This window comes from Mucilaginibacter antarcticus (genome assembly GCF_042686155.1).
GTDB classification, from domain to species: domain Bacteria; phylum Bacteroidota; class Bacteroidia; order Sphingobacteriales; family Sphingobacteriaceae; genus Mucilaginibacter; species Mucilaginibacter antarcticus.
The window spans coordinates 109,726-134,266 of the sequence record NZ_JBHUON010000003.1; the positions used below are offsets into that span (position 1 = coordinate 109,726).

A 24,541-nucleotide genomic window follows, 5' to 3' on the forward strand; every position below is an offset into this window, starting at 1 on the left:
GTGCGTGGATAATATAAGCAACAACAAAGTTTAACAGTAATAGACGCCTCTATGGGAGTCTGTTAAGGATTATTCTCGCACCATATACTATAAAGCTCAGTTAGTAGTTAGCTTTAACTACCTTTTATGTCTATTAGAATGCAGACTTATTGCAGCTCCATAGACTACCTATCCAAAACCTCTCCGTTAATTTTTCAGTTATACTGCTTCCGCCACGTTCAGTATGATAAACGCCCAATACCACCGCACCTCCCTATTAATAGTATGAGAATCGCTATTTTAATATAGTTCAGTGCCGGATTTGTTTAAATAACCTTGTAAGGTCGTCGTAAATTCCTCAACATGCGGGGGCAGCAAGATTGAAAAGTGATCTCCGGTAACTTTATACAGATCCACTCCTTTTTTAGCATATTGCTCCCAGCCTAACACATTTCCCTGGTCTATATAGTGCACACTTATTGTTGCCTTGAGCAAAGTAACTTTATCATTAAATGGTTCTATGATGTAATTTCGAAATGCACGCTCACGTTTACTTTTTATTTCCCGGAGCTGCTCTACAGAAAAACCGCTGTCGATACTTTCTTTAGAATGGCTAAAAGACTTAAAAAAAATGTTATTTTTTACTAGTAAAGAGGGCTGCGTTAAAGACGATTTTAAAAAATTTAAGATTTTGGGATAATGCCTTTTTATTTTTTTTGGAATCAGTTTATACCTCAACTTATATTCTGTCATCCCGGCATCAGCATCAATAATTATCAACGGCTGCACATCCCTCCCCATTTCAATCATTTGTTTGCGAATCTCTACTGCGACATAAGCTCCTGACGAATATCCGGCAACCAAATATGGGCCGTCTGGATTGTGTTGAATGATCTCTGTGATGTAGTGGGCTGCAATGTCCTTTAAATCTTCGAAAGGGGCGTGGATACCATCCAAACCTATTGCTTTAAGGCCATATACTGGCTGGTCTCTATCTATATATCTAATTATATTACTAAAATTAAGAATATTACCACTATCGCCTTGTACAATGTAGAGCGGTGTTTTACTGCCTTTTCCTTTAATAGGAACTAAGAACTTATAATTAAAAGAATTTTGAGAAGTATCAATAAATTTTGCCAATGATATTATATCAGGATATTGATACAATACAGCCAACTGGAATGTTATGTTAGTCGCCTTTTTAAAATGAGCTAACATTTGTACAGCCATTAGCGAGTGCCCGCCCAGTTCAAAAAAGTTATCATTGATTCCGGATACTTTTAATCCTAAGGCGTCTTTCCATATATCAAATAACGTTTGTTCTGTAGGTGTACCCGGACACTCTAACACTTTTTCTTTTAATAAAATCGAGACATCCAACTCCATTAAACTTTTTCGGTCTATCTTACCATTGGATGTCAGGGGTAATTTTTCGAGTTCTATCCAAATGCCGGGAATCATATATCCAGGCAACTTGTTTTTTAGAAAAATATTTATTCGCTCTTGCTCAAAACGGCCATCCTTCCAAACTATATAACAAATCAAAACTTTATTGTTGCTGGTATCGTTCTTGGCTAACACAACGGCGTTAGCTACTAATTCGCTACTTTTTAAAACATTTTCAATTTCTCCCAGCTCTATTCTGAAACCATTAATTTTTACCTGGTTATCTTTTCTGCCAATAAACTTCATATTTAAGTCGGGCATCATTTTACCAAGGTCACCGGTTTTGTACATCATGCCGCCTGCCTGTTTGTTAAAGGGGTCCGGAATAAATGCAGCATTCGTTTTTTCAGGGTCATTGGCATAACCCCGAGCAACACCTACCCCTCCTATGTATAGATCACCCACCACATTAATTGGCACCGGTTGCAAATGCTCATTTAGTATGTAAAAAAAGTTGTTGTCAATTGGTTTACCATAGGGGATACTATCCCAGTCCTTTCCCACAACATCAATTGGGTAATAGTTAGACCATACTGTGCCTTCAGTAGCTCCGCCGAGGCTAATAACACGCGCCTTAGGAAAATACTTCTTTATACCATCCGGCAAGTCCACGGGAATCCAGTCACCGCTCATAAAAACTGTCTTTAAGCCGGGATAGCTATAGGCGGGGCGTTCTCTCTCCAGATTTTTAATCAGGTAATCTATGGTAGTTGGAACGGAATCCCAAAATGTAATGTTATTACTAACAAGCATATCTTGTAGTGTAGTAACGTCCTGAATTTCTTTTTTCTCGGCAATAACCAGTGTACCGCCGGCAGCAAGCATCCCAAATATGTCATAAACCGAAAGATCGAAACACATAGAGGTGATAAACAGCAGTTTATCGGTTTGATCAACATCGTAAGTTTCATTTACCCAAGATACCAGGTTGACGGCCGAATGATGTTCTATCATTACGCCTTTGGGCTGCCCGGTTGAGCCTGATGTGTAAATAGTATACGCGAGTTGTGTACTGCTTATCGTAATTTCGGGGTTTGATTCATCTCCACTTATAGCTTCTTGACGATCAACCAGCGTGTATTTCTCCTCACCCACTATATCTTTAATAGGATAAGTGTCATCAGCGACAATAATTTTTGACTTTGAATGATTGAAAATATAATGCTGCCGTTCAACCGGATAATCATGATCTATTGGAACGTATGCCCCACCTGCTTTTAAAATCCCCAGCATCCCAATGATCATTTCAAAATCTCGCGTAACAATTAGCCCAACATTATCTGCCGGTTTTAATCCTTTATCAATCAGTTTACGCGATAGGTTGTTAGCCAGTCTATTAAGTTCCTTATAAGTGAGAGCGTTGGCACCTTTGGATAATGCGACGCCATCCGGTGTTTTTAAAACCTGTTCTTCAAATAATGCGTGAAGCGTATAATTTTTTTTATAAGGGACTATTGTATTATTAAATTCGACTACAATGGAATTGTATTCGGCAGCGGAGAGAATATTATAGGCGCCGATTTCTTTACCGGGATCACTAATCACAGCCGATAACAAATTGATAAAATGGTTCTTGAATTGCTCAACGAAATTTATGTCAACCGAGTTTTGATTATGAAAAAAAGAAATATCAAAAAAGGAATCATTCTGTTTTAAAAGCAATCCGATGTGAAACAAATCAAATTGACTTAAAACCTTGGTAACTACGTTGTCTACCTCAACGTTACTGGCAAACGCGGGCGAAGCGGCTTTTTGAACAACAAAAAGGGCTTTAAAAATGTTATTTTGCACGCCTTCAGAAACCGTTATGGTTTCATTATTTAAATTCTTGGCGCTGATAAAGCTTGTAGCTTGTAGCAGACTTTGCTCCTGTAGTTTTACAAAATCATAAAAAAGTGCTTTACTTGTAATAGTGGTTTTGAAGTTGGTTACCTCGAGGGTGTTATCAATATTATGTTGCTCTTGTTGAATCAATAACGATTGATCGAAGCTAATTTCTTCCTGGCCCGAATAGCGTTGTGATAAAATATTAAATACCGATATAAACAGGGTACTTAAGTCTAAATTTATCTCGTGGGTTAATAATTTGATAGACTTTTTTAATTCGTCTTCAATGTAGATATCAATCATGCTGTTTTAGTCGGTGTTCTTGTTGCGAATATCTGAATTTGTTACTCCAATGAATCAATCCAAATGTCAAAAAATCAATTATACGTTAACCGCAGATCAATCAGGGGGGGATCTGCATTTATTTTTAAATAACAGACTTTATAGCGGTTTGTTTATTAGAAAATATAAATATTCCAACTTTTTTTTAGAAATCCTGCAAAAACTACAGTCTTCGAAATACTGTTTTTTTTACCATACAATTAATTATAAATATATTGTGGAAAAAATGTTGCCAAAAATTAAAATTCGGCTTCTTTTTTTGAAAAAAAGTCAATATGTTTGAAACATCAAGAAATAATTTTTCGTTAAAATATAAAAGAAACATCGGGGTTAAAGAAATAACCTTTAAAAGTTGACGTTATATAGAAAAATAATCGATTGGTTAACAGTAGTTTGATTAAGCCAATTAATTAAAAAGAAGAGTAGCTGATAATTTTTATCAACGAGTAACATTATAGTTACAATTACGTTAGATGTTTAAGAAAATTCGAAAACCCCTATATACGAACTAATAAGATATGAAAAGACTCCTAACTGCAGCAGTTGTTTTATTAGCATTTTCATGCAAAAAAGAAAACACGCTACAACCTCAAAACACTCCTACTATTCAAATTTCAAATTCAACAGCTAGTTTTAATACTACAATTACCACGCCAATAGTTAACGTACAATCATGTGGTGCCAAAGGCGATGGAATTACCGACGACACCCAGGCAATAGTTAAAGCTATTACCCAAGCAAAAGCAAATAAGGTGCCAACTGTTTATTTCCCGGACGGAACTTATTTAATAAAAACTGCCGGTAATAACAGCGGTGTCATAGCTTTGGCAAACGGCGTGGGTCTGCAAGGTAACAGCCCTGCAACCTGCCATATTAAACTATCAACCGGCAGACACAATCCAACTTCGCTATTTTACCAGGCCTGGTGGGATGAGCCTACAGTAAGCGATATTGTAATACAAGGTATCGATTTTGATGGTGCTAGCTTTGGACAAACTTATGACGCAAGCTACGAATATGGCCACGCTTTAAGTATTAATAATGGCCAAAACATTGAGGTAAGAGATTGCAAATTTCAAAATCTGCGCGGAGATGGCCTTTTATTTGGCGATACTTTTTTAAGTTCGATCAATCAGCGTATAACTTATAATGTTAATGTGCACGACAGTGAATTTTATAATATCTACCGTGAGGGTGTTATGTTCTGCTGTACAAACGGCGGTTCTTTTTACAACAATAATGTGCATGGTAACGGCTATTTTGTAGCTGGGGTGGATATAGAAAGACATAGCTTGAATGAAACTGTTCAAAATATTTCTGTATACAACAATATTTTCAACTTCACAGATGGTTATGGCCCAATCGAGCGAGGTGGCCCTGCTGTAAGGTACAGAAGAGCTGTTGCAATGGGATTCTTCTATGCAGGCTATACTGCCGGTGTTGATGTGCGTAGCGGATCGCACAAAATTTATGGCAACAAAATTTATCAAGGTCAAATTGACTGTTTTGGCCATATAAATGTAAATATCAGTGACAATACCTTTACTAATACTTACGAGAACATAACAGGTGTTTCCATGATCACTGCGCCAGCAATTAACGTAGCCGACCCGGATGGTAATACTAGTGGACTACTGAATGTCGATGTTGTTTCTAACGTAATTAACTCTTCTATGCCTGGTAATGGCATAGCCTTTAACCATTATAAAAACGTTACTGCTAAGGCGAATACCATTACGGGTACACAAGCAGATGGTATTTCTATTTTAAATACTACGGGAATGGTTGTTTCAAATACAATTACAAACGTTGGTACTACTACTAAAAAAGCTTCAGGAATTGTAATAAACGGCACTACTCCTGGGTTATATGTAGGTTTCAACAAAGTTGCTGACACTAAAACCGGTACAAACCGTACAGTAAATTACGCAGTGCAAATACAAAGTGAAAATGGTGGCGATTCAAAACCGCACATAGAAAACAACAAAGGTGTAAACTTGCTAATGGGTATCGTGTCTGAATATTATTACCAATTAGGCTTCGCAATAGTTGCAGACAATACTGCCGGCTAACAGCAGCAATTCATAAATGCAAAAAGCCATAACAATATTGTTATGGCTTTTTGCATTTATGAATTTAACGGGCGGCCTTCCATTTGTGGGACATACCCGGGTCGCTGGTTGGCAGGCTTTTTATAGGTAAAAAGCCACCATATATTATACCTCATACAAATATTATAAAAAAGTATTGGTATTACCGTCCCGGCAGTCCAAATCGTAATTATCAGAACCGGAACGTAGGTAATTTTTAATATATTAACCATAATTACCCGCCCTATAGTCATCACTATTATTTGCATGCAATAAATGTACAGGGAGTGGTATCCTATTACTCTTAAAAATTTAAGTGCGTTATACTTTTGCAATAAGAAAGATACGTTAAGAGAAATAGCGCAGCCAATTAAAGCCTCCACCAAGAAGAAAAATGGCATCTTATGCTCTACAAAATCAATCCCTTCTTTACCACCTTGCATATTATATTCTGCAAACTGGTATTGCATTACCAAAAAAACCGCTAACAGCGGAAAAAATATTTTAAAAGACGAAAACCGATCAATATTTTCCTGTTTTAAAACCGGGCTTGATAGCAGGTCACCTATAGCAAAGAAGATGTAAAACTCACAAACGTCCGTTAGAAAAGCTGCCTTTAGATCGTTAAGATGGATGTAACTTGAAATAGCGTATAAAATTAGCCCGAGCGCAACCTGATAAAATGGTTTGATCTGTAATTTTGCTTTTAAGAATGCGTAGACAACGCCTATAAAGAACAACGTATTTAGATACCAAAAATGACCGGTTTTACGCGCATCAATAAACAAATTGAGATAGTTCATGGTGGTAATACCATTATTGGTGTACCGCGCTGTAATAAGCTGAAAAGTAATCTCTATAAAACCCCAAACTGCTAATGGGTATAATATTGTATCCATCCGGTTGATCACATAACCATTTAATTGCTTCTTTTTTAGGCCAGCAGATATAAATATGCCCGAGATAATAAAGAATAAGGGCATCCTAAATCCATATAAAAAAACGCTAATATATTTAACTGTGGGATAATCGTATAATGCCAACCCATGGTTATCTAACACGGCGAGACAATGTCCAAAACCGACTAAAAGAATACTTATTCCTTTATCAGAGTCAATAAAAACCCAACGCTTTCTACTAAGAATGCTGCTACTATTGAAAAAAATCATGTTAAATTTAATTGTCTCTCAGGATCAATTAATTGCGGATTGTTTTTGACGTAATAAGTTATTTATAGTGCTTACTAGTTTATTGATATCAAACGGTTTGGGAATAAACGCGTCAAAACCAAAGTTACCAAGTGATATGACCAACTCATGATAAGCAGATATTAACACTACTGGAAGGTGGCATGTTTTCTCGTTGCTTTTTATAAACTGGCAAATCTTGCCGCCATTCATTCCAGACAATAAATAATCGGTTAAGATCAAATCTGGCTTATACATATCAACGCTTTGAATAATATCATCTGTCCGGTCAAGCCCCATTACCTCAAAACTATTAAAATTAAGCACAGTTTCAAGAACCTTTAAAATATCCTGATCGTCTTCTATTATCAATATTTTTCGCTTTTGCATTAGTCAAACATTAAGGGGTAAAAAAAGCAAGATTTGCCATTTGCTTATATGATAACAAATACTTTACCAATTATATTTCAGGTTGTATGTTTTTAAATAATATTACAAATGGCTGTGCATGAATAAAGTCATTGTCCAGATAAAAATTCATGGCCGGCATAAATTTATTAGTCATTAATGTTATTGTCTGTAAATTATTATCCTCCGCGTATTCTTCAGCATATTTCATTAACTGCTTGCCGCAACCTCTTTTCTGAAATTGAGGCGAAACGAATAATTCATCAATAAACAACTGTGTACTGTTCCACCATGTTTTTGTGTGGGCCAATAATGCACCTGCAATTTCGCTACCTTCATAAATAGCAAAACCTTTAAATTGTGGGGATGAAGCGTATTCTTTCAAGTATTTTACACTATCGTCAGGTGTCCAAGCATAATTCCAGGGTGCCTGATTGTAAGTTTGAATAAATATCTCTGCACAAGCCTTTATATTATTAGCTTCAAGTGGGCGTATTTCCATCGATTTAATTTAATTGGGCAGTTATTTTTAAACTGGTTCCCCGTTTTACATATTTCCTTTAAATTACATAACAACGGCAATTTAGTTTTAACAGATTTAAAATAACTTCGGTCTATATTGAAGAGTGTAGGTTGGGTTTTACGAATAACGGATCGCTAGCGAAATGCGGGCGACAGAACAGTCACCAAACTTTTAAAATCAACTCCCTCGAGTAACTGTTTTACGGAGTGTGCATTAAAACAAAAAACCTGTAAATCAAAAATTTACAGGTTTTTTTTAGCTGTCGATATGCACTGGAGCGGTGAGGGAGGGATTCGAACCCTCGGTACAGTTTCCCGTACGTCAGTTTAGCAAACTGATCCTTTCGGCCTCTCAGGCACCTCACCGTTTATTTTAAAGAAAGCCCCTTTTTCCAAGGGACTGCAAATATAGCAATTAGGTTAAGTCAACAAAAAATATTTTCAGTTAGTTTGAGCAAATAAATAGCCGTTAACAACGACTAATCACTTAATCAACCACTTAACTGTCAACAAACAGTTAATAATCTATCCGCACGTGATAAATACTCATCAACATGCGTTTAAATATAGTTTTGATAGTTTCCAGATCTTTAAGGGTTATATTACTGTCATTCAGTTGGTTTTGATCTAATTTGTATTTTATAATTCTATCAACCAACCCGCCGATTGATTTTTCATCGGGCTCCTTTAATGATCGCGAAGCGGCTTCAACAGAATCGGCCAACATTAAAACTGCAGTTTCTTTTGAAAAAGGGATAGGCCCCGGATATCTGAAAGTATTTTCATCAATAATTTTTTCTGGAAAATTTTTCAAGTAGGACTGATAAAAATAATCTACCCGCGTATTACCATGATGCGTACGGATAAAGTTTACAACAACATCCGGAATATTGCCTTTCTCGGCAAGCTCAATACCTTTTAATACGTGCCGAATTATAATTTGCGCGCTTTCTTCGTACGGCAATTTATCATGTGGGTTAAAGCCTGAATTTTGATTTTCTATAAAAAACAATGGGTTTTCCATCTTACCAATATCATGATAAAGAGCTCCGGCCCTAACCAATAAGGCATTGCCGCCAATTTCATAAATAGCATTTTCGGCAAGGTTGGCTACCTGCAATGAGTGCTGAAACGTCCCGGGAGCAGTAAAAGCCAGTTGACGCAACAAAGGCGCATTTGTATTAGTTAATTCAATCAGCGTGATGTCCGAGGTAATATTGAAAATCTTCTCGAACAGATAAATTAGCGGGTAGGCTAGCAGCGTTAATATCATGCTGATAACAAACGGTACAAAGTTTCTCCAATCTATGTCTACCAGACTACCCTCTCTTATTAAGGAGATACCTAAAAATGATACAAAATAGGTAAAGGTGATGATAAGCGCCGAGATCAAAAACTGTTCGCGGCGCACCAGGTTTTTAATACTATAAATAGATACCATCCCGGCTGTGATCTCAAAGTAAGCAAACTCAAAGCTATTAGGCACAAAGAAACCGGCAATCATTACCACGAGCAAATGTATGTTTAATGCCAAACGGGTATCAAACAAAATGCGGATAATAATAGGTACTATACAATAAGGTATATAATACAGATTTGGCAATTGCAGCTTAATAGCCATAGACAGTGTACCCAACATGGCCGTGATAACCAATAGAATCAAGCTTACAAGGCGGTTATCAGCGTAAATATCTTTACGGAATAGAAATAGAAATATCATCAGCAACGATATAGCTATCGTCACCAATAACAACTGCCCGCCCAGCACCAGTTTAGGATTACCATTAACCCGGGCATTATCTTCAAATGCTTTTTTGTATGATTCAAGCTTTTGGTAAACATCATCATTAACAACAGAACCTTTGGCGATAATAGTCTCGCCTTGCTGAACCATGCCACGGGTTGACGACAGGCCATCAAGCACTTCGGTTTCAAGCCTTGTGGTAAGTTTACCGTCAAACGCTACGTTAGCTTGTAGCCTGTTTTGCAACAAGTCAAGCATAAAACTTCTGTCAATTTCGGGGTGCCCGTTTAAGATCTCGCCACAGTAAACTAAAGCCGTTTCGCGGGTAAACAGGTCCGATGAATTCTTTTCTGTGGATACATTTCTATGCAGTATCACTACCGGATATCCTTGATTTTTATCGTATTTTACGTTAGGGCTAAAAACACCTTTAGTATAAACATCGGTCAGTAAAGCCACGCCAACATTCAGGTAATTGGGCTTACGCTTATCATCAATACCTGCATTATGCCACTTTATCTCCAAATCGTTTTTAAACCCGTCAATTTGCTGCGTCGCGACATCGGTATTTAACTGAAATAGCGGCGTAGTGCTGGCAAGAGCGTTTTTACGATCGTTTTGGATTTCGGTTTGTGTTTTTAGTATTGCGAAGTTATATGGCGATACCAGATCTTTTTGATTCCAGATCCGCCCCTTCTCAATTTCATAACTAAACTTAGCCTGTTTAGGCAACGAAAAAACTATCAAACAAATACTAAGCACCATCATGATAAACTTGACGTTGCGGGCGTATTTGCGTAGTACTGCCTTTTGGCGCGAAATGGAGAGTGTGGCCATTTAAAATATTAAGCGCCTCAAAAATAGCATATTTTATAGATATGTATTTTTTTATTGCTTTTGTCATTTCAATTTTGATATCTTTATGATATCACTTTAAAATCAAAATGAAATGAATACTGAAAAGATTATCAACCCTCCCTCAGGTTATTTAACCTTTATACAACCTTTTAGTTGTTTTATGCGGTGATAAAAGCGTAAATCCTATTGTTAACACCGGCACACTTTATCACTAAAATAATGAATAACTTTCAACAACTTGACCCATCACGTATCCTTGAATTGATGGTTATCCGTCAGGGATGGTTTAAATCGAGGTATATTTTAACAGACAATCAGTTTGAATATGGTTCATTGGGCTGTGCGGGTGGCGGCATTTTTAGCCGCGATAAAAAAATCGAGACGGCCGAGGGGAGCTTTATCATAAAACCGGTAGGTTTTTTTGCAAAACAAACGCAAATTATCGACGCCGGTAGCAACGAGGTATTAGGCACCTATACTCGGAATATGTGGGACTCAAAGAACTACATTTCGCTCACCAGCGGTCTAAATGCCGAACTGCTTCGTGAAGGTGGGATCTTTTCAAGAAAAATGGTTTGGAGCAACAAACAATTGGGTAACTTTATGACCTTGAAATCTTGCGCTGGTTTTTCAAAAACTTTTACCATAACTTTTGATCAAAACCTAATCAACAAGCCCATTCCTTTGGCGTTACTAAGCTTAGTTGGCGCAAATATAATATTACTAAAGCAAGCGCAGGCCGCAGCAGTAATAACCTAGTTTATGGCCGAAAAAAAAGCTTTTATATTACGTATCAATCCTGAAATGTTGAAGGAAATAGAAATTTGGGCCGGGGAAGAATTTAGAAGCACCAACGGCCAGGTTGAATACCTGCTGCAACAAGCTTTACAAGTCAGAAAAAAAACCTTAAAAAAAAAGAAGGAAGAATAATTAGATAATTTCGTATCACCAAATAACTATCTAATGAAAGAAGTAGTCATTGTATCGGCCACCCGCACGCCTATTGGCAGCTTTGGCGGCAGCCTGTCAGGCTTTACAGCCACACAATTAGGGGCTATCGTTATCCAATCAGCCGTTCAACAATCAGGTCTAGAACCAACCCATATCCAGGAAGTTTTTATGGGCAACGTGCTGTCGGCAAATTTAGGCCAGGCACCCGCTACCCAGGCGGCCACGTTTGCCGGGCTACCGCCTTTACCTGCTACAACCATAAACAAAGTTTGCGCATCGGGCATGAAAGCCATTATGCTGGCTGCGCAAAGCATAGAACTGGGTCAAAATGAAATTGTACTAGCCGGCGGCATGGAGAGCATGAGCAATGCGCCCTACTACCTATCTAAAGCCCGGACAGGCTATAAACTGGGTAACGACTTATTGATTGACGGTTTGGTTGAAGACGGCCTGTGGGATGTATATAATGATTACCACATGGGATCTGCGGCTGAGCTTTGCGCGGCAGACTGTAATATTAGCCGCGAAGAACAGGACGCTTATGCTGTTGAGTCATACAATCGTGCCATTAACGCTCAGAATGGTGGTAAGTTTGTAAACGAGATAACTCCAATCGAAATCAAAAATAAAAGAGGCGAGATAGCTTTATTTAGTGACGATGAGGAGCCGGCAACCGTCAAGTTTGATAAGATCCCGTCACTAAAACCAGTATTCAAAAAAGATGGTACTATAACAGCCGCTAATGCTTCAACCCTTAATGATGGTGCCGCGGCAGTAATATTGATGAGCCGTGATAAAGCCGAAGAGCTGGGCATTAAACCCTTAGCACGTATACTGTCGTATGCCGATGCTCAACAAGCGCCAGAATGGTTTACTACGGCCCCGGCCAAAGCGATACCCTTTGCTTTACAGCACGCAGGATTAACTGGCAACGATATTGATTATTATGAAATTAATGAAGCGTTTTCGGTAGTAGCTATCGCCAATAATCAGCTACTTAAACTCGATCGAGCCAAAGTAAACGTAAATGGCGGCGCGGTGTCATTAGGGCATCCTTTGGGAGCATCCGGAGCGAGGATTGTGGTTACCCTGCTTAATGTATTACAGCAAAACAACGGCAAGTTTGGTGTAGCAGGCATTTGTAACGGCGGCGGCGGAGCCAGCGCAATTGTTATTGAAAATTTACGTTAAGGATAAAAATCGGTTATATTTACTGCTTACCTATATTAAGAGATTAATAGTGCCAAAAAAATCCTTTTTAGTTTTGATTTTAATACTATTGCTGTCGCGGGTGTTTGCGCAGCAGCCAGTTGTTGCCAATAACATTAATCAACTTAATACTTACCAGGACAGCTTAAAAAAGCTTGGCAATGAGTTTGTTCATAATCAAAATGACCTTGAACGTAAAAATGCTAATTATGCTTTTATAAAAACATTGGTTACCGCGCTAAAAACAAATAACTCATTTACCTACCCTTTCGATTCGCTGAAAACGATATCGCTTACTCAGTCGCCCGACAATAAATTCAGAATATTCAGCTGGCATGTCGCTAATAACGACGGTAGCTATCGCTTTTATGGCGCTATACAAATGAACACCAGTGGCCCATTAAAATTATACGGTTTGGAAGACTACTCGCCGTTAATTAAAAACCCGGAAGATACGGTGGCTGATAATCGCACCTGGTTTGGCGCACAGTATTATACCATCGTGCCCGTTATGAGTATAAAACCCTATTATGTGTTATTGGGGTGGAAAGGTTATACAGATAAATCTACCAAAAGGGTGATAGACGTACTATCTTTTAAGGACGATAAACCGGTATTTGGGATGCCTATATTTGAAGGGAATAACAAAAAGCGGAGCCGTGTAGTGTTTCAGTACGCACGCCAGGCTTCTATGCTGTTAAAACATGTCCCGGCTCAAAATTTAATTGTATTTGATAATCTGGCTCCGCCAGATAAGCGGAATAAAGACCAGCCGGAAACTTACGGCCCAGACCTTACTTATAACGGATACCAACTTAAAAACGGTAAGTGGACCTACGTTGATAATATAGACATGCGCAATATACCTAACGAGATGGACGAGGGCTATGTTGATCCAAGAGTACAGCAGCAACAAACTCGCCCAATAAAGGCCGAACCAGCCAGGCAAAAACGTGTGCAATAAATACAATTTCTTAATAATCAGACCTGTAAATATGCTTTATTACATTTAACAGAATAATAGTATTTTAGACAAAATTTAACTGATCATATGTCTGCAAAAACCCTAACAACCGACAGCGTTGTTATTACAGAACCCAAGTACCCCCGCAGTATTCCATTTATTATAGGCAACGAAGCTGCAGAGCGCTTTAGCTTTTATGGTATGCGTTCAATTTTGGCTACGTTTCTGGTTGCCCAATTTTTTAATCCCAGCCTTAGCCCGGCCTTGCAAGCTGTTGCCGAGGCTAAAGCTAATCAGAGCACACACTTTTTTGTAACCCTGGCTTACACCATGCCATTTATTGGTGGTTTAGTTGCAGATTGGTTTACTGGTAAATACAAGATCATACTTTACATATCCATACTTTACTGTTTTGGCCACTTGTGCCTTGCTTTATTTGATACTAATTTAGACGGTTTTACCATAGGTTTAGTATTGATAGCAGTGGGTGCCGGGGGCATAAAGTCGTGCGTATCTGCCAACGTTGGCGATCAGTTTGATAAAACCAACCAGGCATTGATGTCAAAAGTATACGGTTGGTTTTACTTTAGTATAAATGCTGGCTCTGTGGTGTCAACCGTATTGATCCCTTGGGTATATGCTAATTATGGCGCGCAATGGGCCTTTGGTATCCCAGGCATATTAATGGCTTTAGCTACGCTAATATTCTTTTTGGGACGTAAAAAGTACGTAAAAGTACCACCGGGTGGCATCAACAAAAATAACTTCGTATTTATATCAGTGTACGCCTTATTTAATCTTGGCAAAAAGCTAAAAGGCCAGTCATGGTTGGATGTTTCTAAAGGCAAATTTAATCCAGCCAAAGTAGAAGGGGTAAAAGCGGTTTACCGTGTAATGTCGGTATTTATCTTCGCGCCTATATTTTGGGCCATGTGGGATCAAAACCTGTCAGAATGGGTTCTACAGGCCGAAAAGTTGGACAGGCACATCAGCCTTGGGTTTATTGACTTTACTGTATTACCCGGCCAGGTACAAACCGCTAACCCTATTTTCTTATTGTCGTTCATCCCGCTATTTACATATTTTGTTTATCCTTGGTTTGACAAAATTGGTATTAAAACCACCCCATTGCGCCGCTTTGGTGCCGGTTTAGCATTAACCGCACTATCTTTTGTAATTATCGCTTTGATTCAGATGCGTGTAGATCTAGGCGAACATCCATCAGTATGGTGGCAAATACTGGCGTATGTAGTACTGTCCGCAGCAGAAGTATTAGTATCGATAACCGGCTTAGAGTATGCTTATACTCGGGCACCTAAGTCAATGAAAAGCACCATGTCTGCCATTTGGTTATTAACCGTTGCAGCCGGTAACTTATTTGTGGCTCTTATTAATGGTAGCATTGCCAACGGCGGTTTCTTTTCCAAGTTCACAGGAGCCAATTTCTACTGGATGTTTGTTGGCATTTGTGCGGTATTTTTAGTAGCATTTATAATTATATCGCCGCGTTTGAAAGAACGCAGCTATATAGATGAGCCTGAAGATGATAGCGAGATAATAGCAGAAACAAATAATTTATAATACACGTTGATCGTTATACAAAGAGCAGGAGAATTTACTTTTCCTGCTCTTTGTATTTTTTTAAACTGGTAAATCTGTTACTTTAGTAAACTGTTTGTCTAAAGCTAAAATTATCTTAAGTGCCTGATAGCTTAATCATTATACCTACTTATAACGAGAAAGAAAACATCGAACGGATGATCCGTAAGGTATTTTCGCTTCCGTTCGATTTTCATATTTTAATTGTTGATGATGGTTCGCCGGACGGTACTCAAATAATTGTCAAATCATTGATGAATGTTTACCCGGAAAATTTGTTCTTACTGGCCCGCGAGGGTAAGCAAGGTTTGGGTACCGCTTACATCGCTGGTTTTAATTGGGCTATTGAGCGCCAATATGACTACATTTTTGAAATGGATGCCGATTTCTCGCATAATCCGGATGACTTGATAAAACTGCGTGATGCTTGTGTGGCAGGTGCCGATGTATCTGTTGGGTCGAGGTATATTACCGGAGTAAACGTAGTTAACTGGCCAATGAGCCGCGTGCTAATGAGTTATTTTGCATCAGTATATGTACGGTTTATTACGGGGGTAGATATACAGGATTTTACGGCTGGCTTTATGTGCTATAGCCGTAAGGTTTTAGAGACTATCGAATTGAAGAAGGTAAAGTTTGTGGGCTACGCTTTCCAGATAGAAATGAAGTATACCGCGGTAAAGCATGGTTTTAAAGTAACCGAGGTGCCTATCATATTTACTGACCGCACAGCCGGTGCGTCAAAAATGTCTAAAGGGATATTTAAAGAGGCGGTATTAGGCGTATTGACTATGCGCATCAACAGTATTTTCCGCAAGTATCCGGAAGGATAACGATTGGTTTATTGAAGAATGGCTATAAAAGATTAAAGATTAGTTGCTATCCAACTGAAAGCTAGTCTTCTTATCTTAAACTCTAATCTTTTTGATAACTAATCTTTCAAAAATCCTAATTTTACCTCAATGAATGAAAATCTTGATCCTGAGCGCGAGAGCCTTTCGCCTGCCGAGCGTGATATTGAAAAAGTTTTACGCCCGCAGGCATTCGAAGATTTTACCGGTCAGTTTAAAATATTAGAAAACCTTAGAATATTTGTTCAAGCGGCACGCCAGCGTGGCGAGGCGCTAGACCACGTCTTACTGCATGGCCCTCCCGGATTGGGCAAAACCACGTTGTCGCACATTATCGCTAATGAGATGGGCGTCGGTATCAAAATAACATCGGGCCCAGTATTAGATAAACCCGGCGATTTAGCAGGTTTGCTAACTAACCTTGAAACAGGCGATATTTTATTCATTGACGAAATCCATCGTTTGAGCCCCCTGGTTGAAGAATATTTGTATTCTGCTATGGAGGATTTTAAGATTGATATTATGCTGGAAAGCGGCCCTAATGCCCGCTCGGTCCAAATTTCGCTAAATCCTTTTACTTTAGTAGGTGCTACAACCCGTTCTGGTTTGCTTACCGCGCCTTTAAGAGCAAGATTCGGGATAAACTCGAGACTTGAATATTATGATGCTAAGCTACTGACTACCATTGTACTGCGTTCATCATCAATATTAAAAACGCCTATCACCGACGAAGGTGCTTATGAAATTGCCCGTCGCAGCCGTGGCACTCCCCGCATAGCCAATGCTTTGCTACGACGGACGCGTGATTTTGCCCAGATAAAAGGTGATGGAAATATAGACACCGCAATAGCCAAATATGCCCTTAATGCCCTTAATGTTGATGAACATGGACTTGATGAAATGGACAACAAGATCCTTACAACCATCATTGATAAATTTAAAGGGGGGCCTGTTGGTTTAAAGACTATAGCAACCGCTGTTGGTGAAGACGAAGGCACTATTGAAGAAGTTTACGAGCCCTTTTTGATACAAGAAGGGTTCCTGATGCGTACATCAAGAGGGCGTGAAGCTACTGAGGCAGCCTATCGGCATTTAGGTAAGATAAAACTGGGCGGAAATCCTTCCTTATTTTAAGTTTTTATTAGTACTATTGTTATTCAAACAAGTACAATAATATTCAATATTTTAACCATTAAATACTATAGTTTACCGCTATAAACAATCCTTTATGAAACGAATATTACTTTTTGCGACCGTGTTGTTATCAGGCAGCACTTTTGCTCAAACGGTTACCAAAATAACCGACCCGGTTGATTATGTAAACCCGTTGATGGGTACCGCCTCCCAACCCGATCTTTCAAATGGTAACACTTATCCGTGTATAGCTTTGCCATGGGGTATGAATTTTTGGACGCCACAAACCGGCGTTAACGGTGATGGTTGGGCCTACACTTACGATGCACACAAAATAGTTGGCTTTAAACAAACGCACCAGCCGTCGCCATGGATGGGCGATTACGGCCAATTTTCTATCATGCCGGTAACCAAACACCTAAAAGTTACCCAAAACGAGCGCGCAAGTTGGTTTTCTCATAAAGCCGAGGTTGCAAAACCGTATTACTATAATGCTTATTTGGCTGATCATGATGTAACTACTGAGATAGCCCCTACGGAACGTGCGGTACAATTTAGATTTACTTTCCCTAAAACCGATAGCTCATTTATTGTTGTCGATGCTTTTGAAAGAGGATCATATATCAAAGTAATTCCGGGCGAAAACAAGATCATAGGTTATTCAACACGTGTAGCCCGCGGTCCTTTAAAGAATTTCAAAAATTACTTTGTTATTTATGTAGACAAGCCATTTACGCTGTCGCAAACGTATAACCTTACCGAAGAGGAAAGAACAGGCCGCAATGGCGCGCGTAACCGCATTGAAGTTGCTGCCTTAAACAGCGGATTAGAAACTACCACTACCCATGCACTAGCCGCAATTGGCTTTAAAACTCGTGCCGGCGAAACTGTTAACCTACGCGTTGCCTCATCTTTTATCAGCTTTGAGCAGGCAGAACTTAACCTGAAAAGAGAAGTTGGTGGCGATAGCTTTAATGCAACAGCTTCAAAAGGGCGTGCTATCTGGAACAAAACACTGGGACGCTTAGCGGTGTCTGGCGGTACTGTTGACCAAACCCGTACTTTTTACTCATCGCTTTATCGTATGCTGTTTTTCCCGCATAAAATGTATGAGTTAGATGCTGCGAATAAAGTAATGCATTACAGCGCCCAAAACGGAGAAATTTTACCTGGCTACAAATTTGCCGGTACCGGTTTTTGGGATACTTTCCGTGCGCTGTACCCATTCTTAAACCTGGTTTATCCTTCTATCGATAAAGAAATGCAGGAAGGCCTGATCAATGATTATAAAGAAGGTGGCTGGCTGCCTGAGTGGTCAAGCCCTGGTTACTCAGACATCATGATTGGCAACAACTCAGCTTCTGTTGTTTCTGACGCTTATGTAAAAGGTATCCGTGGTTATGATATCAACACACTTTGGGATGCTGTAGTTAAAGGCGCTAATAATACAGGTCCTAATGCTACCGGACGTCGCGGTGTCGAATATTATAACACTTTAGGTTATGTACCATATGATGTTAAAATTAACGAAAATGCCGCCCGTACAATTGAATATGCTTATGACGATTTTGCTATCTGGAAATTGGGTAAAGCTTTGGGCAAGCCAGCTGCCGAAATTGATATTTATAAACAGCGCAGCTTAAACTACCGCAACTTATTTGATACCAGAATTGGCTTAATGCGTGGCAAAAACAAAGACGGATCATGGGTAACACCGTTTAATCCGCTTAAATGGGGTGATGCATTTACCGAAGGCAACTCATGGCACTACAGCTGGGGCGCTTTACATGACATGCAGGGCATGATCAACCTATTGGGTGGAAAGAAAGCATTTGTTAACAAGCTAGATTCCATCTATATCATTCCGCCGATTTTCGACGATAGCTATTATGGTGGCGTTATCCATGAGATCCGCGAGATGCAGATAGTGAACATGGGTCAATATGCACACGGTAATCAGCCTATACAGCACATGTCCTACCTATACAACTTTGGCGGCCAGCCTTGGAAATCTCAAGCTCGTGTACGTGAGGCTATGGAGAAACTATACGCGGCTACCCCGGACGGCTATTGCGGTGATGAGGATAATGGCCAAACCTCGGCTTGGTATATCTTCTCATCGATGGGTTTCTACCCCGTTTGTCCTACAGCAGGTGAGTACGTAATTGGGACCCCCTTGTTTAAAAACATGACAGTCACGTTAGATAACGGGAAGAAGATTGTTATCAACGCGCCAAATAACAGTGCTGCTAACAAATACATTCAGGCCTTAACAGTAAACGGTAAGCCATACGACTTAAACTACTTGAAACATACTGACCTTACTAAAGGCGCTGTTTTAAACTTCACTATGTCGGCTAAACCAAACATGGTGCGTGGTACAAAAGATTCAAGTGCTCCTTATTCCCTTTCAAATGAGAAATAAGCTATCGGGCTTTTATAAAAAGCTAATTGTACTAACATTAGCCACCTGTGCTTTTGCTTCGGCAAGTGCACAGGATACACGCCTGCGTTTAGGTATCTATGGTTTAAACCATGACCACATCAGCGGCTTTTTTAGCCAGATGAAACAGGGTAAAGCCAACGTTGTTGGTGTTTACGAACCCAGCCGCCCGCTTTGGGAAAAATACAAGAAGCGTTTTAACCTGCCCGATTCGCTTTACTTTGACGATGTAAAGAAAATGATAGCCGCACGCAAGCCCCAGGTTATGCTGGGTTATAACGCCGTTGGTAAACACGTTGATATTGTTGAGTTGTGCGCCCCTTTGCATATCCCTGTAATGGTTGAAAAACCGTTAGCGGCTACGCTTACCCAGGCAAAACGCATTGAGCAGTTGGCCAGGCAATACAACATTAGGGTATTAACTAATTACGAAACTACCTGGTACCCATCATTTCAATACACTTACGACGTGGTTAACCAGGACAGTATTGGTAAAATTCGGCGCATGGTCATCCGCGACGGTCACCGCGGGCCTAAAGAAATTGGCTGCAGCCCCGAGTTCTTAGCGTGGCTGACAGATCCTGCTGATAATGCTAATGGTGCAGGCGCCTTAAACGACTTTGGTTGCTATGGCGCCGATTTGGCTACCTGGTTGATGAAAGGCCAACGCCCTACTGCTGTTACGGCCGTAGCGCAACATTATAAACCATCGGTGTATCCAAAGGTTGAGGATGATGCTACCATTTTGGTTGAGTACCCTACTGCCACTGCTTCAATAGAAGCATCATGGAACTGGGCGCTGAACATTAAAGACATGGAAGTTTGGGGCGAAAAAGGTGTTATCCACGCTTTTGATGGCAATAACGTTCAAACCCGTTTAAAAGAAGGCGGTTACAATTTGGTTAACCGGGCTAAAGCTATCCCGTCGCCAAACAACGACCCTTTGATTTATTTAACCGCGGTATTACGTAATGAGATCCCGGGCACAGATGATCAGGCATCATTGAAATACAATATGATAGCTATGGAGATATTAGATGCTGCAAAGCGCTCTATTCAAACCGGTAAACGGATTGTTTTAAATCCGTAAAAACTTAATCAACATTAATTGTTTATAGGAGCTATGGATCAATCGTCCATAGCTCTATTTTTAATATCAAATTTATATCACATGTTAAAACCTACTATTGCTTTATTGCTACCTGTAGCTATGTTATTTTCTGTAGCCTGCCAATCTGAACCCGGCAAGACGACCAAAGCCGATACTGTTGCCGCTACAGATGGCACAGCAGTTGAAACCGAGGCCACTGCCCCTGCTGCGCAAGGCCCAAAAGCATCAAACGCAGAGATAATTGCCCGTAAACAGGTGCCTATTTTGTGCTATCACCAAATACGCGACTGGCGCGCTAAAGACTCTAAAAATGCGAAGGACTATATTGTACCGGTAGCAGATTTTAAAGCCAAAATAAAAATGCTGGCCGACAGCGGTTACCACACTATCCTGCCAGATCAGTTGTATGATTACCTTACTAAGGGCGCTGCACTGCCTAAAAAGCCTATTATGCTAACTTTCGATGATACGGACTTGGATCAATACACCATAGCTGCCCCTGAGCTTAAGAAGTACGGTTTTAAAGCAGTTTATTTTGTGATGACCGTATCTATCGGTCGCCCTAATTACATGACCAAGGAGCAGATAAAAGCCCTGTCAGACGCGGGTAACGTGATAGGCAGCCACACCTGGGACCACCACATGACCAGCAAATACAAACATGATACCGACCCTAAGAAAGACGACTGGACCGTGCAGATTGACAAACCAACAAAGAAACTTGAAGAAATAACCGGCAAAAAGATTACCTACTTCGCCTACCCTTTTGGTATCTGGAACAAATCTGGCTTCCCAGAATTCCACAAACGCGGCTTTAAAATAGCGTTCGGATTAGCAGACAAACGCGATCCGAACGATCCCTTGATGTGTGTGAGACGTATTTTGGACAGCGGCTACTGGAGCACTAAGACTCTGAGCAACGCTATCAGGAATAGCTTTTAGCCGGCAGCCCCTAAGGGGAAGTGATATGGCAACATTAAAAAAGCCGCTTCAATTTTGAAGCGGCTTTTCCATTTTATTGCTGTCACCTGTTGTAAAGGATGACGACAGGGACTAAACAAGCGCTGACGACATTATAAATTCTCTTCTGCCGGCCCGCCGTCTTTATTAGAGCTATCACCGTCTTCATCACCTTTTGATGGCGTTGGATCGCCGCTTTCTTGCGCCGGAGTTACCGTTGGTACACGCACGTCGCCAGGCTGGTCTTGCACGTTGGGCTGTTCGCCCTGTTCTAGATCATTATCGCCGTCTTTATTGGTAACAGAGTCATCCTGATTTGTTATCTGATCATCTATCGGGTCTGTGTTTTCTAAATTTTCCATATATATAGATTTAATTGTTTGCTGATATCCATTTGGTTGCTTCATCAAGTTCACTTAAAGAAAAGCCTTTTGCTGTACCGGGGATGAAGTGCGTAAAAGCATCTGTAAACCACTCCACTCCTTTTTGATCGCTCACTACGGCTATGCGTTTCCATTCGGTAAAATGTTTAATGCCTGCTACCAGGTCTTTCCACCAAGCCGCGAGGGTAAAGTTTGAGACATCGGTTTCCAAAACTAACAGATATTTAATTTCGCCTTGCCGTTTGGCAAGTTCGTCTAATCGCGGCAGTAAAACGGTTTCCATATCTTGTTTTGTGATCTCGCCTATAGCATGTATGCCAAGGACGTCATCTGGTAAGTTATTAATATATTGAAGCATGCCTTTATTATTTGAGAGTGTGTATACGATGAATAAAAAGTCTGTTTTTTATTTATGTTATCTTTGCGCCAATGCAAAACAAGGCCGCATACAGTAAACTTATCAAAGACGAAGCCAAAAAACTGGGCTTCCTGTTTTGCGGTATCTCGAAAGCCGAATTTTTAGAAGAAGAAGCTCCCCGCCTTGAAACCTGGCTAAATAAAAATATGCACGGCGAAATGCGTTACATGGAAAATCATTTTGACAAACGCCTTGACCCACGATTGCTTGTTGATGGTGCTAAATCGGTCATATCTATGGGGCTAAATTATTACACAGACGAAATTCAAACCGATCCGTCGGCACCTAAAATATCAAAGTATGCTTATGGCCAGGATTATCATACCGTAATAAAAGACAAGCTAAAACTACTGTTGGAGTTTATTAACCAAAACATAGGTGAAGTCGGCGGACGTGCCTTTGTCGACTCCGCGCCGGTATTAGATAAAGCCTGGGCAAAAAAAGCGGGGCTGGGTTGGATAGGTAAAAATACTAACCTGATCAATCAACGCACAGGCTCATTCTTTTTCTTAGCAGAACTGATAGTTGATATTGAACTTGACTATGAGATTGAACCGACTGCCGACCATTGCGGCACCTGCACCCGTTGCATTGATGCCTGCCCTACCGACGCAATTGTTGGCCCATATGTGGTAGATGGCAGCCGCTGCATATCATACCTCACCATTGAGTTAAAAAACGAACTTCCAACCGAGTTTAAAGGCAAAATGGATAACTGGATGTTTGGCTGCGATATATGTCAGGACGTTTGCCCGTGGAACAAATTTTCAGTGTTACACAGTGAGCCGGCCTTTCACCCGCACCCGGAATTGCTGGGCCTTAACCATGCCGATTTGAAAGAAATTACGGCTGACGTTTTCCAAAAGGTATTTAAAAACTCGGCGGTAAAGCGTACCAAGTTTGAAGGGTTGAAAAGGAATATTGAGTTTTTGCGATAACTATATTGTCATTGCGGGGACGAAGCAATCGCATAGTGAATGGTTCCGCTTTCTCCGTGCGATTGCTTCATTCCTGGCAACGACAAGGGTTTACCCCTTCTTAAACTTATCAGCCAGCAGCTTCAACATATCGTCGTTAACCGGTGCAGAAGGTTCTTCTTTCTTTTGATGAGATTTGTTATCGTAAGGCTTGTTATACGGCTTTTGATCAACTGATTTTGGAACCGCTATCGTCGCCGAAACTACGGCAGGTTGCGATTGGCGTTCAGTGATTTTTTTATTGTTCCAGCGTTTATATATCTCCGTTAGCTTACGTTTGGTATACAGCGGGAAATCGCCATTCATCATCCACGAATAATAACTTGGCTCACTATCAAACACATCTTCCACCTTTCTGCCCTTGTGTTTGCCAAAATTTAAAACTTCTTCGCCGGCATCGTTAAAAGCCATACGGCCTGCAAAATCAACCGGGCGGTGCAAATTGGTAAACAAGTGCAAACCTTCTACATGATTTACCACCGGGGTGCTTTTATTGCCTTTTTTATCTTCCCACTCCTGGTTTTCATAACGCGCTATCTGCGCAAGTAAAACTTCCATAGTGGCACGGGTATCCGCTTCGGCAGAGTGTGCGTTTATAATTTGTTTTTGGCAGTAAAACTGGTAAGCAGCCTTTAGCGTACGCTGCTCCATTTGATGAAAAATATTTTGCACGTCGACAAAATGACGGTTATCTATATCAAAGGTAACACCTACACGTAAAAATTCCTCCATCAGCATCGGGATATCAAATTTATTGGAGTTGTAACCGGCCAGATCGCTATTGTCTAAAAACTCTGCTATCAGTGGTGCAATCTCGTTAAACTTAGGCGCGGTGGCAATATCTTCGTCGTAAATACCGTGTATCAATGAAGTCTCTAACGGTATTGGCATTTCGGGATGTACGCGCCAGGTTTTCACATCTTCAGTGCCGTCCGGATGAAGTTTGATAATAGATATCTCCACGATCCTGTCGACCCCAATGCTCATACCTGTAGCTTCAATATCAAAAAAAGCCAACGGTCGTTTTAAATTCAAATTCATTATTGCGGGATAAGTATATGCAATTGCAAAAGTCTTAAAAAAAATCAGCACCAGAAACACTAAAAATGATATTAAATTTGTTTACCAAAAATAG

20 protein-coding genes and 1 tRNA gene are annotated in these 24,541 nt (G+C 40.1%); 12 read left to right on the forward strand and 9 right to left on the reverse strand.

From position 1 onward, the window contains the following. Positions 1 to 279 precede the first annotated feature (279 nt). The gene (locus tag ACFSYC_RS04080; protein ID WP_377123806.1) at positions 280 to 3,558 is read right to left on the reverse strand and encodes a non-ribosomal peptide synthetase; all 3,279 of its coding nucleotides are present in this window, start codon (positions 3,556 to 3,558) and stop codon (positions 280 to 282) included. 557 nt (positions 3,559 to 4,115) lie between these two features. On the opposite strand from ACFSYC_RS04080, the gene ACFSYC_RS04085 reads away from it, so the two are divergent. Then, entirely contained in the window at positions 4,116 to 5,669 is a 1,554-nt protein-coding gene (locus tag ACFSYC_RS04085) for a glycosyl hydrolase family 28-related protein (RefSeq protein WP_377123808.1), read from the forward strand. A gap of 56 nt (positions 5,670 to 5,725) precedes the next feature. Here the strand turns inward: ACFSYC_RS04085 and ACFSYC_RS04090 are convergent, their stop codons facing one another. From ACFSYC_RS04090 to ACFSYC_RS04110, 5 genes are all read right to left on the reverse strand, one after another. Continuing rightward, on the reverse strand, positions 5,726 to 6,856 hold the full coding sequence (locus tag ACFSYC_RS04090; RefSeq protein ID WP_377123810.1) for an acyltransferase family protein: 1,131 nt from the start codon (positions 6,854 to 6,856) through the stop codon (positions 5,726 to 5,728). 24 nt (positions 6,857 to 6,880) lie between these two features. Further along, positions 6,881 to 7,264: a response regulator gene (locus ACFSYC_RS04095; RefSeq protein WP_377123812.1), complete on the reverse strand. Its 384-nt coding sequence runs from the start codon at positions 7,262 to 7,264 to the stop codon at positions 6,881 to 6,883. A gap of 70 nt (positions 7,265 to 7,334) precedes the next feature. Beyond that, entirely contained in the window at positions 7,335 to 7,784 is a 450-nt protein-coding gene (locus tag ACFSYC_RS04100; RefSeq protein ID WP_377123814.1) for a GNAT family N-acetyltransferase, read from the reverse strand. 299 nt (positions 7,785 to 8,083) lie between these two features. Beyond that, positions 8,084 to 8,170, reverse strand: a tRNA-Ser gene (locus tag ACFSYC_RS04105). 151 nt (positions 8,171 to 8,321) lie between these two features. Then, positions 8,322 to 10,385: an HD family phosphohydrolase gene (locus ACFSYC_RS04110; RefSeq protein WP_377123816.1), complete on the reverse strand. Its 2,064-nt coding sequence runs from the start codon at positions 10,383 to 10,385 to the stop codon at positions 8,322 to 8,324. A gap of 240 nt (positions 10,386 to 10,625) precedes the next feature. Here ACFSYC_RS04110 and ACFSYC_RS04115 point away from each other — a divergent pair, with 240 nt between their 5' ends. The 10 genes from ACFSYC_RS04115 to ACFSYC_RS04160 all read left to right on the forward strand — a co-directional run bounded on the left by ACFSYC_RS04115 (position 10,626) and on the right by ACFSYC_RS04160 (position 21,610). After that, positions 10,626 to 11,165, forward strand: a complete 540-nt coding sequence (locus ACFSYC_RS04115) for a hypothetical protein (protein ID WP_377123818.1) — start codon at positions 10,626 to 10,628, stop codon at positions 11,163 to 11,165. A gap of 3 nt (positions 11,166 to 11,168) precedes the next feature. Beyond that, entirely contained in the window at positions 11,169 to 11,336 is a 168-nt protein-coding gene (locus ACFSYC_RS04120) for an Arc family DNA binding domain-containing protein (protein ID WP_377123820.1), read from the forward strand. Between the two features lie 33 nt (positions 11,337 to 11,369). After that, on the forward strand, positions 11,370 to 12,548 hold the full coding sequence (locus ACFSYC_RS04125; RefSeq protein WP_377123822.1) for an acetyl-CoA C-acyltransferase: 1,179 nt from the start codon (positions 11,370 to 11,372) through the stop codon (positions 12,546 to 12,548). 49 nt (positions 12,549 to 12,597) lie between these two features. After that, positions 12,598 to 13,530 carry a hypothetical protein gene (locus ACFSYC_RS04130; protein WP_377123824.1) on the forward strand — a complete coding sequence of 311 codons (933 nt, stop codon included), beginning with the start codon at positions 12,598 to 12,600 and terminating at the stop codon, positions 13,528 to 13,530. Between the two features lie 87 nt (positions 13,531 to 13,617). Then, positions 13,618 to 15,111, forward strand: coding sequence for a POT family MFS transporter (locus tag ACFSYC_RS04135; RefSeq protein ID WP_377123826.1), 1,494 nt, complete (start codon positions 13,618 to 13,620; stop codon positions 15,109 to 15,111). Between the two features lie 119 nt (positions 15,112 to 15,230). After that, the gene (locus ACFSYC_RS04140; protein WP_377123828.1) at positions 15,231 to 15,962 is read left to right on the forward strand and encodes a polyprenol monophosphomannose synthase; all 732 of its coding nucleotides are present in this window, start codon (positions 15,231 to 15,233) and stop codon (positions 15,960 to 15,962) included. Between the two features lie 129 nt (positions 15,963 to 16,091). Beyond that, on the forward strand, positions 16,092 to 17,114 hold the full coding sequence (gene ruvB / locus ACFSYC_RS04145) for a Holliday junction branch migration DNA helicase RuvB (RefSeq protein WP_377123830.1): 1,023 nt from the start codon (positions 16,092 to 16,094) through the stop codon (positions 17,112 to 17,114). A 94-nt stretch (positions 17,115 to 17,208) separates the two neighbouring features. Further along, positions 17,209 to 19,539, forward strand: coding sequence for a GH92 family glycosyl hydrolase (locus ACFSYC_RS04150; protein ID WP_377123832.1), 2,331 nt, complete (start codon positions 17,209 to 17,211; stop codon positions 19,537 to 19,539). Then, positions 19,529 to 20,647 carry a Gfo/Idh/MocA family protein gene (locus ACFSYC_RS04155; protein ID WP_377123834.1) on the forward strand — a complete coding sequence of 373 codons (1,119 nt, stop codon included), beginning with the start codon at positions 19,529 to 19,531 and terminating at the stop codon, positions 20,645 to 20,647. Before ACFSYC_RS04150 ends, ACFSYC_RS04155 begins: the two co-directional genes overlap by 11 nt. An 81-nt stretch (positions 20,648 to 20,728) precedes the next feature. Continuing rightward, complete coding sequence (locus tag ACFSYC_RS04160) at positions 20,729 to 21,610, forward strand: polysaccharide deacetylase family protein (protein ID WP_377123836.1); 882 nt, start codon at positions 20,729 to 20,731, stop codon at positions 21,608 to 21,610. Positions 21,611 to 21,741: 131 nt separating this feature from the next. Here ACFSYC_RS04160 and ACFSYC_RS04165 read toward each other — a convergent pair whose 3' ends face one another. Both ACFSYC_RS04165 and ACFSYC_RS04170 read right to left on the reverse strand, forming a co-directional pair. Next, on the reverse strand, positions 21,742 to 21,990 hold the full coding sequence (locus ACFSYC_RS04165) for a hypothetical protein (RefSeq protein WP_377123838.1): 249 nt from the start codon (positions 21,988 to 21,990) through the stop codon (positions 21,742 to 21,744). A gap of 10 nt (positions 21,991 to 22,000) precedes the next feature. Beyond that, complete coding sequence (locus tag ACFSYC_RS04170; protein ID WP_377123840.1) at positions 22,001 to 22,369, reverse strand: SpoIIAA family protein; 369 nt, start codon at positions 22,367 to 22,369, stop codon at positions 22,001 to 22,003. Between the two features lie 71 nt (positions 22,370 to 22,440). Here ACFSYC_RS04170 and queG point away from each other — a divergent pair, with 71 nt between their 5' ends. Further along, complete coding sequence (queG, locus tag ACFSYC_RS04175; protein ID WP_377123842.1) at positions 22,441 to 23,367, forward strand: tRNA epoxyqueuosine(34) reductase QueG; 927 nt, start codon at positions 22,441 to 22,443, stop codon at positions 23,365 to 23,367. Positions 23,368 to 23,457: 90 nt separating this feature from the next. Here queG and ACFSYC_RS04180 read toward each other — a convergent pair whose 3' ends face one another. Then, the gene (locus ACFSYC_RS04180) at positions 23,458 to 24,447 is read right to left on the reverse strand and encodes an exonuclease domain-containing protein (RefSeq protein ID WP_377123844.1); all 990 of its coding nucleotides are present in this window, start codon (positions 24,445 to 24,447) and stop codon (positions 23,458 to 23,460) included. Positions 24,448 to 24,541 lie beyond the last annotated feature (94 nt).

Bases quoted from the DNA above. Each gene is read 5' to 3' on its own strand.
- ACFSYC_RS04080 (WP_377123806.1), bottom strand. From the start codon at position 3,558: ATGATTGATATCTACATTGAAGACGAATTAAAAAAGTCTATCAAATTA.
- ACFSYC_RS04085 (WP_377123808.1), top strand. From the start codon at position 4,116: ATGAAAAGACTCCTAACTGCAGCAGTTGTTTTATTAGCATTTTCATGC.
- ACFSYC_RS04090 (WP_377123810.1), bottom strand. From the start codon at position 6,856: ATGATTTTTTTCAATAGTAGCAGCATTCTTAGTAGAAAGCGTTGGGTT.
- ACFSYC_RS04095 (WP_377123812.1), bottom strand. From the start codon at position 7,264: ATGCAAAAGCGAAAAATATTGATAATAGAAGACGATCAGGATATTTTA.
- ACFSYC_RS04100 (WP_377123814.1), bottom strand. From the start codon at position 7,784: ATGGAAATACGCCCACTTGAAGCTAATAATATAAAGGCTTGTGCAGAG.
- ACFSYC_RS04110 (WP_377123816.1), bottom strand. From the start codon at position 10,385: ATGGCCACACTCTCCATTTCGCGCCAAAAGGCAGTACTACGCAAATAC.
- ACFSYC_RS04115 (WP_377123818.1), top strand. From the start codon at position 10,626: ATGAATAACTTTCAACAACTTGACCCATCACGTATCCTTGAATTGATG.
- ACFSYC_RS04120 (WP_377123820.1), top strand. From the start codon at position 11,169: ATGGCCGAAAAAAAAGCTTTTATATTACGTATCAATCCTGAAATGTTG.
- ACFSYC_RS04125 (WP_377123822.1), top strand. From the start codon at position 11,370: ATGAAAGAAGTAGTCATTGTATCGGCCACCCGCACGCCTATTGGCAGC.
- ACFSYC_RS04135 (WP_377123826.1), top strand. From the start codon at position 13,618: ATGTCTGCAAAAACCCTAACAACCGACAGCGTTGTTATTACAGAACCC.
- ruvB (WP_377123830.1), top strand. From the start codon at position 16,092: ATGAATGAAAATCTTGATCCTGAGCGCGAGAGCCTTTCGCCTGCCGAG.
- ACFSYC_RS04150 (WP_377123832.1), top strand. From the start codon at position 17,209: ATGAAACGAATATTACTTTTTGCGACCGTGTTGTTATCAGGCAGCACT.
- ACFSYC_RS04155 (WP_377123834.1), top strand. From the start codon at position 19,529: ATGAGAAATAAGCTATCGGGCTTTTATAAAAAGCTAATTGTACTAACA.
- ACFSYC_RS04160 (WP_377123836.1), top strand. From the start codon at position 20,729: ATGTTAAAACCTACTATTGCTTTATTGCTACCTGTAGCTATGTTATTT.
- ACFSYC_RS04165 (WP_377123838.1), bottom strand. From the start codon at position 21,990: ATGGAAAATTTAGAAAACACAGACCCGATAGATGATCAGATAACAAAT.
- ACFSYC_RS04170 (WP_377123840.1), bottom strand. From the start codon at position 22,369: ATGCTTCAATATATTAATAACTTACCAGATGACGTCCTTGGCATACAT.
- queG (WP_377123842.1), top strand. From the start codon at position 22,441: ATGCAAAACAAGGCCGCATACAGTAAACTTATCAAAGACGAAGCCAAA.
- ACFSYC_RS04180 (WP_377123844.1), bottom strand. From the start codon at position 24,447: ATGAATTTGAATTTAAAACGACCGTTGGCTTTTTTTGATATTGAAGCT.